Origin of the sequence: Dactylosporangium sp. NPDC005572, from assembly GCF_040605515.1 — a bacterium.
Taxonomy (GTDB): domain Bacteria; phylum Actinomycetota; class Actinomycetes; order Mycobacteriales; family Micromonosporaceae; genus Dactylosporangium.
On the sequence record NZ_JBEXCY010000039.1, the window covers coordinates 34,481 to 50,404 of the forward strand.

At 73.2% G+C, this 15,924-nt stretch carries 10 protein-coding genes and 2 pseudogenes; 7 read left to right on the top strand and 5 right to left on the bottom strand.

The window, feature by feature from the left end; genetic code table 11:
- Window positions 1–8 precede the first annotated feature (8 nt).
- On the top strand, window positions 9–1,238 hold the full coding sequence (locus ABZS66_RS20845; RefSeq protein ID WP_354759976.1) for a serine hydrolase domain-containing protein: 1,230 nt from the start codon (window positions 9–11) through the stop codon (window positions 1,236–1,238).
- 131 nt (window positions 1,239–1,369) lie between these two features.
- Here ABZS66_RS20845 and ABZS66_RS20850 read toward each other — a convergent pair whose 3' ends face one another.
- Complete coding sequence (locus ABZS66_RS20850; RefSeq protein ID WP_354759978.1) at window positions 1,370–1,999, bottom strand: TetR/AcrR family transcriptional regulator; 630 nt, start codon at window positions 1,997–1,999, stop codon at window positions 1,370–1,372.
- A gap of 71 nt (window positions 2,000–2,070) precedes the next feature.
- On the opposite strand from ABZS66_RS20850, the gene ABZS66_RS20855 reads away from it, so the two are divergent.
- Window positions 2,071–2,838 (top strand): SDR family oxidoreductase, encoded by a 768-nt coding sequence (locus ABZS66_RS20855; RefSeq protein ID WP_354759980.1) that lies wholly within the window; start codon window positions 2,071–2,073, stop codon window positions 2,836–2,838.
- A 68-nt stretch (window positions 2,839–2,906) separates the two neighbouring features.
- Entirely contained in the window at window positions 2,907–3,287 is a 381-nt protein-coding gene (locus tag ABZS66_RS20860; RefSeq protein ID WP_354759982.1) for a VOC family protein, read from the top strand.
- 13 nt (window positions 3,288–3,300) lie between these two features.
- Here the strand turns inward: ABZS66_RS20860 and ABZS66_RS20865 are convergent, their stop codons facing one another.
- On the bottom strand, window positions 3,301–4,206 hold the full coding sequence (locus ABZS66_RS20865; protein ID WP_354759984.1) for a LysR family transcriptional regulator: 906 nt from the start codon (window positions 4,204–4,206) through the stop codon (window positions 3,301–3,303).
- Window positions 4,207–4,279: 73 nt separating this feature from the next.
- Between ABZS66_RS20865 and ABZS66_RS20870 the strand changes: the two genes are divergently transcribed.
- Both ABZS66_RS20870 and ABZS66_RS20875 read left to right on the top strand, forming a co-directional pair.
- Window positions 4,280–5,251, top strand: a complete 972-nt coding sequence (locus ABZS66_RS20870; protein ID WP_354759986.1) for a DMT family transporter — start codon at window positions 4,280–4,282, stop codon at window positions 5,249–5,251.
- A 631-nt stretch (window positions 5,252–5,882) separates the two neighbouring features.
- Window positions 5,883–6,170, top strand: a complete 288-nt coding sequence (locus ABZS66_RS20875) for a hypothetical protein (protein ID WP_354759988.1) — start codon at window positions 5,883–5,885, stop codon at window positions 6,168–6,170.
- A gap of 723 nt (window positions 6,171–6,893) precedes the next feature.
- Here ABZS66_RS20875 and ABZS66_RS20880 read toward each other — a convergent pair.
- A pseudogene (locus ABZS66_RS20880) lies at window positions 6,894–7,307 on the bottom strand (prolipoprotein diacylglyceryl transferase family protein); the annotation flags it as partial.
- 184 nt (window positions 7,308–7,491) lie between these two features.
- On the opposite strand from ABZS66_RS20880, the gene tnpB reads away from it, so the two are divergent.
- Window positions 7,492–8,895 carry an IS607 family element RNA-guided endonuclease TnpB gene (gene tnpB / locus ABZS66_RS20885; RefSeq protein WP_354759990.1) on the top strand — a complete coding sequence of 468 codons (1,404 nt, stop codon included), beginning with the start codon at window positions 7,492–7,494 and terminating at the stop codon, window positions 8,893–8,895.
- A gap of 46 nt (window positions 8,896–8,941) precedes the next feature.
- Here tnpB and ABZS66_RS20890 read toward each other — a convergent pair.
- Window positions 8,942–9,478, bottom strand: a pseudogene (locus tag ABZS66_RS20890) (prolipoprotein diacylglyceryl transferase family protein); the annotation flags it as partial.
- Between the two features lie 297 nt (window positions 9,479–9,775).
- Window positions 9,776–10,513, bottom strand: coding sequence for a hypothetical protein (locus ABZS66_RS20895; RefSeq protein ID WP_354759992.1), 738 nt, complete (start codon window positions 10,511–10,513; stop codon window positions 9,776–9,778).
- A gap of 167 nt (window positions 10,514–10,680) precedes the next feature.
- Between ABZS66_RS20895 and ABZS66_RS20900 the strand changes: the two genes are divergently transcribed.
- Window positions 10,681–15,876: an AAA family ATPase gene (locus ABZS66_RS20900; protein WP_354759994.1), complete on the top strand. Its 5,196-nt coding sequence runs from the start codon at window positions 10,681–10,683 to the stop codon at window positions 15,874–15,876.
- The last annotated feature ends 48 nt before the right edge of the window (window positions 15,877–15,924 follow it).

A 15,924-nucleotide genomic window follows, 5' to 3' on the forward strand; every position in this document is an offset into this window, starting at 1 on the left:
GTTTCACCATGGGACAGAACAACGGCGGCTTCTCGGAGGCCGGACTGCGCAAGCTCCGTGGCGCGCTGGCCCGGCACGTCGAGTCGGGGAAGATTCCCGGCCTGGTCGCCCTGGTCGGCCGGGGCGGTGAGACGCACGTCGAGGCGCTCGGGACCATGAGCCACGACGGCGGCCCACCGATGCGGCGGGACACGATCTTCCGGATGGCGTCGACGTCGAAGCCGGTCACGGTCGCGGCGGCGATGATCCTGCTCGACGAGTGCCGGCTGCGGCTGGACGACCCGGTCGAGACGTGGCTGCCCGAACTCGCCGACCGGCGGGTGCTGACCCGGATCGACGCCCCGCTCGACGACACGGTGCCGGCGCGCCGGCCGATCATCGTGCGGGACGTGCTGACCTCGACGTTCGGCCTCGGCATGGACCTGACGTCGCTCGGCACCCCGATCATGAACGCGGTCTTCGAGCAGGGCCTCACGCCGGACCTGCCGACGCCGATGCCGGAGCCGGACGAGTGGATGCGCCGCCTCGGCACGCTCCCGCTGATGCACCAGCCGGGGGAGCGCTGGCAGTACCACATCGCCAGCGACCTGCTCGGCGTGCTCGTGGCCCGGGTCACCGGCCAGCCGTTCGAGACGTTCCTGCGCGAGCGCCTGTTCGAGCCCCTCGGTATGCGGGACACCGGTTTCCACGTGCCGGCCGGCGACATCGACCGGCTGCCGCCGCTGTACGCCCCCGACCCGCAGACCGGCGAGTTCCACGTGTGGGACCCGGCCGAGGACGGCCGCCACAGCCGCCCACCGGCGTTCCCGGGCGGCGGCGGAGGCCTGAACTCCACCGCCGACAACTACCACGCCTACTTCCGGATGCTGCTCAACGGGGGCGTCCACAACGGCGAGCGAATCCTGTCCCGCCCCGCCGTCGAGCTGATGACCACCAACCGCCTCACGCCCGAGCAGCAGGCGGCCCGCCACACCATGGCCACCAACAACGTCCACATCTCGTTCGGCCAGGGCCAGCACGGCGGCTGGGGCTTCGGCATGGCGGTCCGCACCCACCGCGGCGACTACGCCCCGCTGGGCCAGTACGGCTGGGACGGCGGCAGCGGCACATCAACCTACGCCGACCCGCACCACGGGCTCACGGGCATCCTGCTCACCCAGGTCGGCATGTCGGTCCCCGACTCGGCCCGCCTGATCCACGACTTCTGGACGACTCTTTATCAGTCCATCGACGACTGACACCAGCCCGCTCGGCGGCCGAGCGTCGAGTTTCGACTCGCGCTCAGCCGTCGGCGTCGGCCGGCGGATTGGAAGGTCCGGCGGTGTGCCGGCGACGGCCACACCGAATGGTCGCGCGCTGGGTTGCCGGCTCAGGCTTCGCGGGCGGGCCCGCCGGGCCAGGCGGCGAGCGCCAGTTCGACGACGGCGCGCAGCTCGTCTGCGTCGGCGCCGTCCTGGGCGCGCTGCGACAGGCCCTGGATCAGCGTGGCGAGGTAGCCGGCGAGGGCGCGCGGATCGGCGTCCGGCGGCAGTTCGCCGTCGCGGCGAGCGGCGGCGAGCCGGGCGGTGAAGGCGTCCAGGTTCGCGGCGCGCAGCTCCCGCAGGAACGCCCGCACCTCGGCGTCGCGCGGGTTGACGTTCGTCGCGGCGCTGATGGTGAGGCAGCCCGGCGGGTGCGCCGGATCGGGATAGACGGCCGCGGCCTCGCGCAGGATTCGGGCGAACGCGCGGTAGGCGGTCGGCTCCTCGGCGAGCGCCGCGCCGATGAACGCGCCCTCGGGGGAGCGGCCGTAGGCGTCGACGACCTCGCGGAACAGCGACCGCTTGTCGCCGAAGGCCGCGTACAGGCTGCCGGAGCGGATCTCCATCGCCTCGGCCAGGTCGCCGATGGAGGTGGCCTCGTAGCCGCGCTCCCAGAACAGGCGGATCGCGGTGGCGAGCGCCGCCGCGCGGTCGAAGGTCCGTGGGCGTCCGCGGGCGGCGCCTGTGGTCTCACTCACCCGGCAATTGTAGGGCGGTCGACCAACAAATATGCTTTGTTGGTCAACCGACCAATAAATTGGGGTGGATCATGAACGGGCTCACGGGCAAGGTCGCGCTGGTCACCGGCGGCAGCCGGGGTATCGGGCGGGCGATCGCGTTGCGGCTCGGGCGCGACGGCGTGCTCGTCGCGGTGGCCTACGCGCAGGACGGTGCCGCGGCCGACGACGTCGTGCGGCGGATCCGGGCCGACGGCGGGCGGGCGTTCGCGGTACCGGGGCCGCTCGGCACACACGGGGACGCCGCCGCACTGTGGGGTGCGTTCGACGAACGGGTCACCGCCCACGCGCCCGCCGGCGGCGTGGACATCATCGTGAACAACGCCGGCATCGGCCGCAGCGCGGGCCTGGAGGACCTCACCGAGGAGGGCTTCGACGAGGTGTTCGCGGTCAACGTGCGGGCACCGCTGTTCATCGTCCGGGAAGGCGTGCGCCGGCTGCGTGACGGCGGGCGGATCGTCAACATCTCCAGCGGGGCGGCGCGCCTGGCGATGCCGGAGATCCTGGCGTACGGCGCCACCAAGGGCGCGCTGGACACGCTGACGCTGAACCTGGCCAAGGCGCTCGGCCCCCGCGGCATCACGGTGAACTCGGTGGCGCCCGGCATCGTGGACACCGACGTCAACGCCGGCTGGCTGCGCGGCAACCCGGCGGCCCAGGCCCACGCGGCGTCGCTCGCGGCGCTCGGCCGGGTCGGGCAGCCGGAGGACATCGCCGACATCGTGGCGTTCGTCGTGTCCGACGACGCCCGCTGGGTCACCGGCCGGGTGATCGACGCCACCGGCGGAGCGGGCCTCTGAGCTCGCGGCTCGTTTGGCAATAACTCTGTACTATGTATAAAGTTATGACGCCTAGTGAAGGGTTTTGCATGCAGATCAGTGCCACCGCCATCTCGCTCAACGTGCCGGACGTCCCGGCGTCCGCCGAGTTCGCACGGACCCATTTCGGCTTCACCGAGGCCATGTCCGCCGACGGCTTCGTGTCGCTGGCCCATCCGACCGCCGGCGTCAACGTCATCTTCCTGGCCACCGGGCTGGGCACGTTCAAGCCGAAGCACATCGCGGGTCCGGCCGGGCAGGGCCTGCTCATCGCGTTCGTCGTCGAGAACCTCGACGCGGAGCACCAGCGCCTCGTCGGCGAGGGCATCACGGTGGTCACGGAGCCGGAGACCGAACCGTGGGGCGAGCGGTACAGCCAGTATGCCGATCCGAACGGGATCGTCTGGCAGCTCGTCCAGTGGATGCAGTGACGGCGGCCCTGGTTCAGTAGAGGCGGGACGCCTCGGTTCTTACCGCCTCCAGGAAGGCGGTCAGGGCCGGGGTCCGGGGGCCGTCGCGGGTGACGGTGAACAGGCGGCGGCGCAGGTCCGTCTCGGCGATCGGGCGGACGGCGATCGCCGGGTCGTCGCGGGGGATGGTCAGCGGCGGCAGCAGGGCGACGGCCCCGGCGGCGCGGACGAGCTCCAGCTGGACGTCCGCGTCGCTGGAGCGGTGGCGCAGGTCCGGCTCGTAGCCGCCGAGCGCGCGGCACGTGCCGACCACCATCGCGTGGTGGCCCGTGCCCTCGGCGGACGCGGTCCAGACGTCGGCGCGCAGGGCCGCCACCGGGACCGGGGTCGCCGGGGCGGCCAGGGGGTGGGCGGCCGGCAGGACCAGCCGGAGCGGCTCCTCGTACAGCACCTCGAAGCGCAGGCCCTCGGCCCGGGGGCGGGGGTGGCCGTCGTACTCGTCGCCGATCACCAGGTCGACCGTGCCCAGGCGGAGGCCGGGCAGCGACTGCTCCAGCTCCAGCTCGAAGATCTCCACGCGCAGCCGCGAGTGCTCGGCCTGCATCCGGGCCACGGCGGGGATGAGCAGGCGGCGGGCCGCGGACTGCAGGCCGCCCGCGCGGACCGTGCCGCGGACCTCGCCGCTCAGCGCCGCCAGGTCGGCGGTCGCCGCCTCGGCCGCGGCGAGCAGCAGGCGGGCGTGGCCGGCGAGCAGGCGGCCGGCGTCGGTGAGCCGCACGCCCCGGCCGGCCTTCTCGAACAGCCGCGCGCCGGTCTCCTTCTCCAGCAGGGTCAGCTGCTGGGAGACCGCGGACGGGCTGTAGCCGAGCGCTGCGGCGACCGCGCCCAGCGTGCCGCGCTCCTCGAACTCCCGGAGCAACCGGAGACGGCGAAGGTCCATGCACAAAATCTAACGAATCAGCTCCACGAATCGTCACTGGACCCGATGAGTCCGGTGGCCCATGCTCGACGCCGTGGGACCCGCACTCTGTCTGCTCTCCGCGGCGTGCTTCGGCGCGATGGCCATCTTCGGCAAGTTCGCCTACGCCGCCGGGGTCACCCCGGCCACGGCACTGCTGGTCCGCTTCACCATGGCAGCGGTGATTCTGTCAGTACTGCTGGTGCTGCGCCCCACCCTCCGCCGCACAGGCACGGCGCTGCGCCGCCGCGCCGTGCTCATCGCCCTCGGCCTCGGCGCGGTCGGCTACGCGGCGCAGTCCGGCTTCTACTTCGCCGCGCTGGAGGTGATGGACGCGGCGCCGCTGTCCCTGATCCTGTACACGTACCCGGTGTTCGTCACGGTCGGCGCGGTACTGCTGGGAAGGGACCGCCTGACGTCGAGGCGCACGGCCGCGCTGGTGGCGGCGTCCGGGGGCACGCTGCTCGTCCTGCTCGGCGCCGCCGGCGGCGGTTTCCGGCCCCTCGGCGCACTGCTGGGCCTCGGCTCCGCGATCACCTACACGGTGTACATCCTCGTCGCCGACACCATCGTGGACGAACTGCCGCCCGTCCTGCTCACCACGCTCGTGATGACCGGCGCGGCCGGCACCTTCGGCGTGCGGGCGCTGCTCACCGGTGACCTCGGCCTGGGCTTCCGGCCGGCGGGCTGGTGGTGGCTGGCCTGCATCGCGGTCGTGTCCACCGTCACGGCGGTGCTCGCGTTCTTCGCCGGCCTGCGCCGGACCGGCCCGTCGACGGCCGCGATCCTGTCGACGTTCGAGCCGGTGGTCACAGCGGGCCTGGCCGCCGTCGTGCTCGGCGAGTCGCTGACCACGGTCCAACTCGCCGGCGGCGGCCTCGTCCTGGCCTCCGTCGTGGTCCTGCAGACGGGTCAGACCATCAGGTCGACGTCGAGCACCGCAGTCACGTCCGCCCCGACGAGCACGACGACACCGGCCTCGTCGTCCATCTCCAGGTCCTCCTCGGTCCAGCGCAGCGGCAGGTAGCCGCCGGCGGCGACGTGCTCCAGCCGCGCGGGAGTGTGACCGAACGGCCCACCGGTTTCGGGAACGGGGGCACCAATCCGATCCGTCTCGGGACTCGAATCCCTGCCGTCACATCATCCGACGGAAGGAACCCTCATGACCCGACGCACCCGTCGCTGGCTGCTCGCCGCGCTCAGCGTGGCGGCGACCACCGCACTGCTGTGGCTGCCGGCCGCCGCGCAGGCCGGCATCACCGCATCCGGTATCGATTAGGCCTGTCCTGCCGATCATGCCGGCCTGCGACGGGCCCAGATTTCGTCTCGGCTCGACATGATCGGCAGGACACCTAGACTGCCGTTCCATGCGACGACACGTTCGGCTCCTCGGCGGTACCGCGATGGCCATCTCCGTATGGGCGGTCGCGGGTTGCTCCTCGCCCTCCGACGGCATCGCGAGTCGCCGCGTCTCCGCCCCGCCGCTGTCGCCCGGCGTCGGCTCCCCGACGCTATCCGTTTCCTCATCCGCGTCCTCGTCGCCCGCCGCTGCGCCGCCGGCCTCCCGGACGCCCGCTTCGACGGGGCGCCCCGTTCCCAGTTCCGCGGCCGCGTCTCCGGCCCCGTCGCCTTCGACCGCTGGCCCGAAGGTGATCAGCGTGTACTTCGTGCTGAACCCCACCGTCTACGCCGGCTACTGCACCCAGGTCCGGTCCACCGTGCCGATCAAGGCGAAGATCCGGGTGAGCACCGATCGCCCCGCGGTCCCGGTCCGCTTCGAGGTCAACGGCTCGCCGTACGCAGCCACCACCGACAGCGCCGGCACCTACGTCACCGAGGTGTCCATCCCCGTCCCCGTCGTCGCGGGTGTACACACGATGACGCTGCGCGCCACCAGCCCCTCCGCGAAGTCCGTCCTGGCCACGTTCACCCAACGCTGCACATAGGCGCTCGAGCCGGAAGCGGTACGACGAGTGGCTGGCCCGCCGAGGCTCGGGCCACCCACTCAGGAGTTGCTGGCCGGAGTCGTGCTGTTCGGGTCCGGTGGGTCGGCGTGGCCACGGCCGTGCTGCGGGAGGCGGTGGTTCCCGGTGGGAGTCACCTGTGGCACGCCGACCCGCGCGGATCCGGGCCGTTCAGACCCGCCCGTTCCGGGTTGGGCGCCGGCGGGTGGGTCTCCAACACCCCGTGGACCCTGCCCGCCGGCTGTGGCGGCGCGTCGTTGGGCCACCACAGGCACCGGGGCGGGCGGTGTAGCCCGGCCCGGCGAGACCTGGCTACCCGCACGTGCATGTACAAACCCGGCGGCGTCGAGTGTGACCGAACGGCCGACCCAATTCGGGGACATACACCCGGCGGCAGGCACGTTTGTCCGCGATCGACGTGCACCCCGCCCCGCACGCCCGGCGCGTTCTGCTCCCCGGCCTGCTCGTTGGCGAGGCTTCCCGGGAGGTGGGCGGCCAGGCCAGCCCGCGGCCGCAGGTCCGCTGACGCGCAGTCGGTGGATCGGACGCGAGATCGGGCCCCTGCGGGGAAACGGTGCCTGCCGTCAGCTGTCGCCGTACACCACCGCGGCTGCGGGAACCACCGGCTGTCCCAGCGGACGTCCGCCGAGAGCGGGCAGTTCGCCGGCCCGAGGCGCCCGGCTTCCGGGACGTCGTACGACGTTGTCAGGGGCTCTTGCCGCCGTTGTACTCGGCCTCGGCGCCCTCGATGGCAGAAGACCGGGGGCCGCGCGACTCGGTGTCGTCGTCCGGTGCGTCCGCCTGCCGCGCCAGACCGGCGACGTCCGCTTCGGCGGCCCCTGCCCGGAGCAGCGACTGTTCGCGGCCGCGGTGCCGCCGCGCCGACAGGAGTGTCGCCGCCGTGGCCACCGCGCCCACGATCAGCGCGGTCCAGATGTTCAGGCGCAGGCCGAGGATATGATTCGCCGAATCGACGCGGAGCGCTTCGATCCACAACCGGCCTGCCGTGTAGAGCGCCACGTACAGCCCGAAGGCGCGGCCGTGCCCGAGCCGAAACCGGCGGTCCGCCCAGATCACCACAGCGGCCACGCCGAAGTCACACAGCAACTCGTAGAGGAACGTGGGGGTAGCAGCGTCTCGTGTGTCGGGTCGTCTTTGGCGGCATTGAGCGCCCTATGGTCAGCGGTGTGAATGTGAGGGAACGGGCGGCGGCAGACGGTGTCGCTGATGTGACCGCGTGTCGGCGGTACGCGGCTGGGACTCTGCCCGTTCCCCCGTATCCCGACGGCCTGGGTGGCGCGGTGTGAGGACGTTCCAGGCGTATCGGTTCGCGCTTGATCTGACTGCGGTGCAGGAGCGGGTGGTGCTTGCGCATGCCGGGGCGGCGCGGGTCGCGCACAACTGGGCCCTCGCCAGGGTGAAGGCGGTCATGGACCAGCGCACCGCCGAGCGTAGCTACGGGGTCCCGGACGGGCAGTTGACCCCGTCGATGTCGTGGTCGTTGCCGGCGCTGCGCAAGGTGTGGAACGCGGCGAAGGCCGAGGTGGCGCCGTGGTGGGCCGAATGCTCGAAGGAGGCGTTCAGCACCGGCCTCGACGCCCTGGCACGTGGGTTGAAGAACTGGGCTGACTCCCGTAACGGGAGACGCGCTGGTGGGCCGGTCGGGTTTCCCAGGTTCAAGTCCCGGCACCGCAGCACCCCCAGCGTGCGGTTCACCACCGGCACCATCCGGATTGACCCTGATCGCATGCATGTGGTGCTGCCCCGGCTGGGCCGGTTGAAGCTGCACGAGTCCGCCCGGAAACTCGCCCGCCGCGTCACCAACGGCACGGCGCGGATCATGTCCGCCACAGTGCGGCGGGACGGCGGACGCTGGCACGTAGCGTTCACCGTCGAGGTCGAACGCGCTGACCGGACACCGTGCCGGTCAGGCTCGACCGTGGGTGTCGACGTCGGCATCAAACACCTCGCCGTCCTCTCCACCGGCGAGCTGGTGGCGAACCCACGCCACCTCACCAGCGCGCAGGACCGGCTGCGGGCACTCGGCCGGGCGCTGTCACGCAAGGCCGGACCCGACCGCAGGACCGGCCAGCGTCCGTCAAACCGGTGGCGGCGCGCCGCGGACCGGCTCGCCCAGGCGCATGCCCGGGTAGCGAACCTGCGCCGCGACGGCCTGCACAAACTCACCACCCGACTCGCACGGGAGCATGGCACGGTTGTGGTTGAGGATCTCAACGTGTCGGGCATGCTCGCCAACCGGCGCCTCGCCCGGCATATCGCCGACGCCGGGTTCGCCGAACTGCGCCGGCAGCTCGCCTATAAGACCACCTGGAATGGCGGGCGGCTGGTCGTGGCTGACCGCTGGTATCCGTCCTCGAAGACCTGCTCGGGCTGCGGCGCAGTGAAAACCAAACTGGCCCTGACCGAACGCGAATACCACTGTGACACCTGTGGCCTGACCCGCGACCGGGACCTCAACGCCGCACACAACCTCGCCGCCCTCGCCACCGCCGCGGAAGCAGAGTCAGCAGCTGAGGTAACAACCGCCGGGAGTGGCCCGGTGACAGCACGTGGAGCCAACCACAAGACCCGCGTACGCGGGCAGGAGGCCAAGAAGCGTGAACCCGGCACGACACCAGTCGGTCAGACCGGGACCGTTCCACCGCAAGGTAGAACTACCAATCGCACGCTCACTACAGCGCACTGAGAGGTAACGGTGGAACGTCCCCAGGACCTCGGCCGTCCGGGCCGAGGACGGCCTGGCCGGCGGACTGGTCCCACTGGTGGATCCGCAGGCCCCAGGGCAGGTCGGTGCGGCCGCCGTACACCTCGTTGTTGAACCAGTTTCCCAAGCGACCGATGCCCTGCGCCAGCGCGATGCCCGGAGCCGCCGCGTCGGCCAGCGGTGGCAGCGGCACGCCGGCGCGCCGGGCGCCGATCCAGCCTCCGAGCGCGCCGAGGCCGATGGCACCCCAGACGCCCAGGCCGCCCTCCCAGATGTACAGTGCCTCGATCGGATGGCCGTCGGGGCCGAAGTACGGCTGCCACGACGTCACGACGTGGTACAGCCGACCACCGATGATTCCAAAAGGGACCGCCCAGACCGCGATGTCCAGGACGACACCGGGCCGGCCGCCGCGCTGCCTCCACCGGCGTTCGGTGAGCCACACCGCAACGATGATGCCCATCACGATGCAGAGGGCGTAGGCCCGCACCGGCAGCGGCCCGAGGTGCCAGACGCCTTGGGCCGGGCTCGGAATGGCGGCAACCACCGAGGCGGGCGGGCTCACCCTGCGCAGCCCTTCGGCTCCTTCGTCGACCAGGAACCGGCTGAGTGCCGCAGCACCCGCGGCCTGGCTACGACATCCAGCGCCATGGCCGATCCTCGCTGAGGGAACTCCCCGGAGTCACCGCGACAGCGTAGCCTGCCGGGCACAGTTGCGTTGTCGATCGACGGACGTCGTTGAACGCCCGTGTTTGGGCTCCACGGTCAGATCGCTCGGGCGAGCGCGGCGAACGCCGCAGCCACCCGCGCAGCCAACGCAGCATCGACGCCGAGACCGACACGTCATACGTTGTCAGGCCTACTAGGCGACCACGGCCACCCCCGACTGGGACTCGCCGAACTCCCAGCCCGCCAGCAGCTTGCGGCGGCCGTCGAGGGCCGTCGTGCCGGTCGGCCACTCGTCGGCGCCCAGATAGCAGGCGCCCGCGTCCCGCGACCAGAACGGCTCCAGGCAGTGCAGGCGGAGGTGGTCGCGCAGCTCCGGCGGCTCGACCGCGGCCAGTGCCGTCTCCCAGCCCTCCTCGACCCGCCGCATCCCTCCCGAGGCGAACGAGGCCAGGGCCGGCAGGCGGTGCGTGAACGTCGCCATGCGCATGGCGTCGTGCAGGGTGCCGTCCGTGGCCAGGCGCAGCAGCGCGGAGATGTGGTAGTTGAGCCGCTTCGCCGAGCGGGCCGTCAGGTCGAGGCCGTGGCGGGGGAGCAGTTCGCCCAGGTCGGCGCCGCGCACGAGCATGCCGGCGTCGGCGGAGCGCACGTCGGCGAGGAACGCCGCCGGCAGCACGTCGTCGGCCCACTCGACCGCGAACAGCGAATTGGCCAGGTCGAACTCCCAGGCGAGGGCCTCATGGTCGTCGTCGAGATAGCAGGCGTCGACGGCCGGTAATGCGACCGGGGCGGAGGAGGCGAGGGCGGCCGGGGTGAGCCAGCGGGCCGGGAGCAGGAACTCGTCGAGGGTGTCGCCGCCGTAGTAGGCGTCGTAGGAGCCGGCGGGGAAGTCGGACCGTCCAAGGAGGACGGCGAACGCAAACGTCAGGTCCACGCCACGCAGTCTGCACCAGGGGTACGACAAAAACGCCTTCTGGCTGAGTGAGGGCTGGCGGACGTCCAGGCGACCGCCGCGGCGGCGAGTGACCCGGCGGTGGCGGTCGGCCGTTCGAGATCGCACAAATCGGGGTAGCGAGCGCGAGAGGCGTGTGGAGGCACCATATGGGAACAGGCGCAAGCCGGGCCGAGGTCGTGCACGACAGCGAGCACACCAGGGTCACCCGGGTCGTCGCCGCCGGGCACGCGCTGATCCGCAAGGAACCGCTGGGCCCGGACGCGCCGCGGCGGGTGCAGCACGAGGCCGCGATGCTGCAGCGGCTCCGCGGGGTGCCGGACGTCGCCCAGCTGGTCGACGCCGCGCCGCACTCCGGGGCGGTCACGATGGTCGACGCGGGTGACACGACCCTGGCCGGACTGGCGAAGCCGCTCGCCGCGCGTGAGCTGCTCGGCCTCGCCACCCGGCTGGCCCGGGCGGTGGCGGCGATCCACCACCGGGGGGTGATGCACCGCGACATCACCCCGGCGAACATCCTCATCGCCCCGGACGGCGCCCCGTGCCTGGTGGACTTCTTCCTCGCGACGCCGTTCGCCGAGATCCGGCCCGACTTCACCCACCACACCCAGATCGTCGGCACGCTGGCGTACCTGGCGCCGGAGCAGACCGGGCGCACCGGCCGCTCGGTGGACCAGCGCGCCGACCTGTACGCGCTGGGGGCGACGCTGTACGAGCTGGCCACCGGCGCCCCGCCGTTCGGCGCCGGCGACCCGCTCCGGCTCACCCACGACCACCTGGCCCGGGTGCCGGTACCGCCCGCGCGGGTGAACCCGGCCGTGCCGGTCCCGCTGTCCGAGATCATCATGCACCTGCTGGAGAAGGAGCCGGACGACCGCTACCAGACGGCCGACGGCGTGGTCCACGACCTGGAGCGGCTCCTGGCCGGTGGCCCGGACGCGGTGGCCGGGCTGCGGATCGGCGCGCACGACGTACCGCTGCGGCTGCTGCCGCCGTCGCGCCTGGTCGGTCGCGACCCGGAAGTGGCGGCGCTGCGGGCGGCGTTCGAGGACGCGACGGCCGGCCGGTGCCGCGGCCTGCTCGTCGCCGGACCGGCCGGGGTGGGCAAGACGGCGCTGGTCGACGAGCTGCGGCCGCTGGTCGCCGGGCGGGACGGCTGGTTCGTGGCGGGCAAGTTCGACCAGTACCGCCGCGACCCCGCGTTCAACGCCCTGCACCAGGCGTTCCACGCGCTCGGCCGGCTGCTGCTGGCGGAGCCGGAGGAGACGCTCGCGAAGGTTCGCGGGCGCATCCTCGAGGCGGCCGGGACGAACGCCGGGCTGCTGACGGCGATGCTGCCGGAGTTCGCGACGCTGCTCGGCGTGCCGCCCGACACCGGGGACCCGCTCACGGCGCGGGCCCGGGTCGAGCAGACCACCGCGGAGGTCCTGCGTGCGGTGGCCTCCCGGGAGCGCCCGCTCGTGGTGTTCATCGACGACCTGCAGTGGGCCGCGCCGATGGCGTTCGGCCTCGTCGACGAGCTGTTCTGCGCCGAACCGGTCGACGGTCTGCTCCTCGTCGGCACGTACCGCGACGATGACGCACCGGCGCTGGCACCGGCGCTGGCCCGCTGGCGGGAGCTGCCCGCGGTACGCCACCTGCAACTGACCGACCTGGACGAACCCGGACTCGGCGCGCTCGTCGCGGAGGTGCTGCACGTGGACCCGGCGCGGGCGGCCGGGCTCGCCGCGACGATCCGCCCGTACACCGCCGGCAACCCGCACCGGACGGTGGAGCTGCTCAACGTGCTGCGGTCCGAAGGTGTGCTGACCGCCGGGCCGGACGGCTGGCAGTGGGACGACGCGGCGACGCGACAGCACCTGCACCGCTCCGAGCCGACGGGCCTGCTGGCGGCGCGGTTCGCGGCGCTGCCCGCCCGCTCCAAGCACGTGCTGGAGGCGATGGCGTGCCTCGGCGGGCGGGCCGAGGTCCGCCTCCTGCAGACCGCGACCGGGGCGACGGCCGACGCGGTGGAGCGCTCGCTGCTCCCCGCGCTCGACGAGGGGCTGCTCGTCATGGGCTCCGGCCTCGAGGCGGCGGTGCGCTTCCGGCACGACCAGACCCGCGAGGCCGTCCTGCGGTCGATGACCCACCGGCACCGCCGCGCCGTGCGGCTCGCCATCGCCCGCCGGCTGGCGCCCGTCCCGGAGCTGGCCGCCGTCGCCGCGGACCACTACCTGCCGGTGATCGACGCGGTCCGCGAGCCGGCCGAACGGCGCCGGGTCGTGGCCCTGCTGCGCCGGACCGCCGCCCAGGCCGCGGCGATCGGCGACCAGGCGGCGGTCGACGCCAACCTGGCGGCGGCCCTGCCGCTCATCGACCCGGCGGACACCGACGTGCTGGCCGAGGTGCACACCGCCCGCCACGCGGCACTGTTCGGGCTCGGGCAGCTCGACGACGCGGACGAGGAGTACCGCACGATCGAGCGGCTGCGCCCCGACGTCGTCGACCGGGCGTCCGCGACCGGCATACAGATCAGCAGCCTCACCCACCGCACCCGCTTCGCCGAGGCGGTCCGGCTCGGCGTCGACTCGCTGCGCGCGCTGGGCACCGCCGTGCCGCCGGCCGACCGGCTCCCCGCCGAGCTCGACCGCCAGTTCGGGTACCTGCACGACTGGCTGGAGCGGCCCACCGACCCGGACCGGGCGGAGCTCACGGACCCGACGCTGCTCGCCACCGCGCACGTGCTCAACGCGGTCATCGCCGCCGCCTACTTCGGCGAGGACTACGCGACCCACTGCTGGCTCGGGCTGGAGGCGCTGCGGATCTGGGACGAGCACGGCCCGCACCCCGCCCTGATCGGACCGGCGACGGTCGCCTGTACCGCCGCGGTCCTGCTCGGGGACTTCGCCGCCGGGTACCGGGCCGGCGGGCGGCTGCTGGCCGAGAGCGCGGCGCGCGGCTACGAGCCCGGCACCGCGCGGGCGCGTGTCCTGTACGCCGCGCAGTGCCACTGGTTCGAGTCGGCCGAAAACGGCGTGCGGGCCTGCCAGCAGGCCCGCGAGGAACTGATCTCCGGCGGCGACCTCGCCTTCGCCGGCTACACCTACTACCAGATCGTGGCCGAGCTGATCGACGTCGCGCCGACGCTCGCGGAGCTCGCCGCCGAGGTCGAGGCCGGGCGCGCATTCGTCCGGCGGACCGGCAACGAACTGACCGGCCGGGTGCTGGACAGCTACCGGTGGCTGGTCGGGGTGCTGCGCGGCGAGCACGTCGCCGACGTCGCCACCGAGGAGCCGACCGTGGCGTTGCCGGAGCATCTCACCCGCGGTACCGCGGCCGCCATCTTCGACGACGGGGCCGGCCTGGCCCGCCACAGCGCCGCGGCGATGGCGCTGCTGCACACCGGCCTCGGCCCGTACCCGACGGACACCGCCTACCTGCTGCGCGGCCTCGCCCTCGCCCGGCAGGCCCGCGACCGCGACGACGGCGACCGCACGGCGGTACTGTCCGAGCTCGCCGACGTGGCGGACTGGCTGGCCGCCCGCGCCGCCGACGCGCCCGGGAACTTCCTGCACCTGCTGCGGCTGGTCGAGGCCGAACGGGCCTGGGCGGTCGGGGACTTCTACGCCGCCGCCCTGACCTACGACGCGGCCCTGCGCGCCGCGGCCGACCGGCAACGACCCTGGCACCGGGCGCTCATCACCGAACGCGCGGCCCGGTTCCACCTCACCCACGGCCTCGAACACACCGGCCGCGCCCTGCTCACCGAGGCACGCCAGGCGTACCTCGAATGGGGCGCCACCGCGAAGGTCGACCAGCTCGACTGGGCGTACCCGGCGCGGGGGCCGCAGCCACCGTCGCCCGCCGAGACCGGCGAGCAGCGGGCCGTGATGACGACCGGGACGCTCGACCTGCTGGGCATCCTGGCCGCCTCGCAGGCCCTGAGCTCGGAGACCGACCTGGAGCGGCTGCACTCGCGGGTGACCAGCGTGGTGAGCGCGATGACCGGCGCCACGGACGTGCAGCTGCTGCTGTGGAGCGAGGACCGGCAGGACTGGCTGCGGCCGGCGCCGGGCGGCGACCGGGCGCAGCCGATGTCCGTGGTCCGCTACGCCCAGCGGACCGGCGAGCCGCTCGTCGTCGACGACGCCACCCGCGACGACCGCTTCGCCCGCGACCCGTACCTCACCGGCGTCGCCTACTGCGCGCTGCTCGCCGTGCCGATCGTCAGCCGCGGCACGCTGCGGGCGATGCTCCTGCTGGAGAACCGGCTCATCCGGGGCGCGTTCACCGCCGGGCGGCTGGAGGCGGTGCGGCTCATCGCCGGCCAGCTCGCGGTGTCGCTCGACAACATCAAGGTGTACGGCGACTTCCGCCGCATCGCCGACGAACAGACCGCACTGCGGCGCGTGGCGACCCTGGTCGCCCGCGGGACACGGCCCGAAGAAGTGTTCACCGCGGTGGCCGACGAGATCTGCGCGCTCTTCGGCGCCGAGGAGGCGGTGATCGTACGGCACGAGCCCGACGGATCGACAACCGTCATGGGGCGGCACGGACCCCCGGCCGAGCTGCACGCGGCGACCGTCGCGAGCCCGATCGTCGTCGAGGGCCGGGTCTGGGGCGCCATCACCGTCGGGTCCCGCGATCGGCGGCTCCAGCCGCAACGACTCGCCGACTTCACCGAGCTCGTCGCCACCGCCATCGCCAACGCCGACAGCCGGGCGGAGCTCACCACCTCACGGGCCCGCATCGTCGCCGCCGCCGACCATGCCCGCCGGCGCATCGAACGGGACCTGCACGACGGCGCCCAGCAGCGCCTCGTGACCCTGGCCCTGGACCTGCGCTCGGCCCAGGAGGCGCTGCCCGCCGGGTTCGACCCGCTCGCCACCCGGCTCGACGACGCCGTCCGGGAGGTGACCGGGGCGCTGGACGAACTGCGCGAGGTCGCCCACGGCATCCACCCGGCGATCCTGTCGGAGGGCGGCCTCGGCACGGCACTGCGCACGCTCGCCCGCCGCTGCCCCGTCCCGGTCCACCTCGACGTGCGCACCGACGTCCGGCTGCCCGAGCACGTCGAGGTCAGCGCGTACTACGTGGTCGCCGAAGCGCTCACCAACGCCGCGAAGCACGCGCACGCCTCGCAGGTGACGGTCACCGTCGACACCGTCGACACCGCCGGCTCGGCCCTGCACCTCGAGGTCCGCGACGACGGCACCGGCGGCGCCGACTTCTCCCGCGGCACCGGCCTGCTCGGCCTCAAGGACCGCGTCGAGGCGCTCGGCGGCCGGATCACGATCGACAGCTGGCGAGGCCACGGCACCAGCCTGCTCGCCGAGTTCCCGCTCGACCGGCCGCCGGTGTGACGGCCGAACGGCACAGGGCGGGGACCGCGACCGGCCCCCGCCCTGCTA

Bases quoted from the DNA above. Each gene is read 5' to 3' on its own strand.
- ABZS66_RS20845 (WP_354759976.1), top strand. From the start codon at position 9: ATGGGACAGAACAACGGCGGCTTCTCGGAGGCCGGACTGCGCAAGCTC.
- ABZS66_RS20900 (WP_354759994.1), top strand. From the start codon at position 10,681: ATGGGAACAGGCGCAAGCCGGGCCGAGGTCGTGCACGACAGCGAGCAC.
- ABZS66_RS20865 (WP_354759984.1), bottom strand. From the start codon at position 4,206: ATGGACCTTCGCCGTCTCCGGTTGCTCCGGGAGTTCGAGGAGCGCGGC.
- ABZS66_RS20855 (WP_354759980.1), top strand. From the start codon at position 2,071: ATGAACGGGCTCACGGGCAAGGTCGCGCTGGTCACCGGCGGCAGCCGG.
- ABZS66_RS20860 (WP_354759982.1), top strand. From the start codon at position 2,907: ATGCAGATCAGTGCCACCGCCATCTCGCTCAACGTGCCGGACGTCCCG.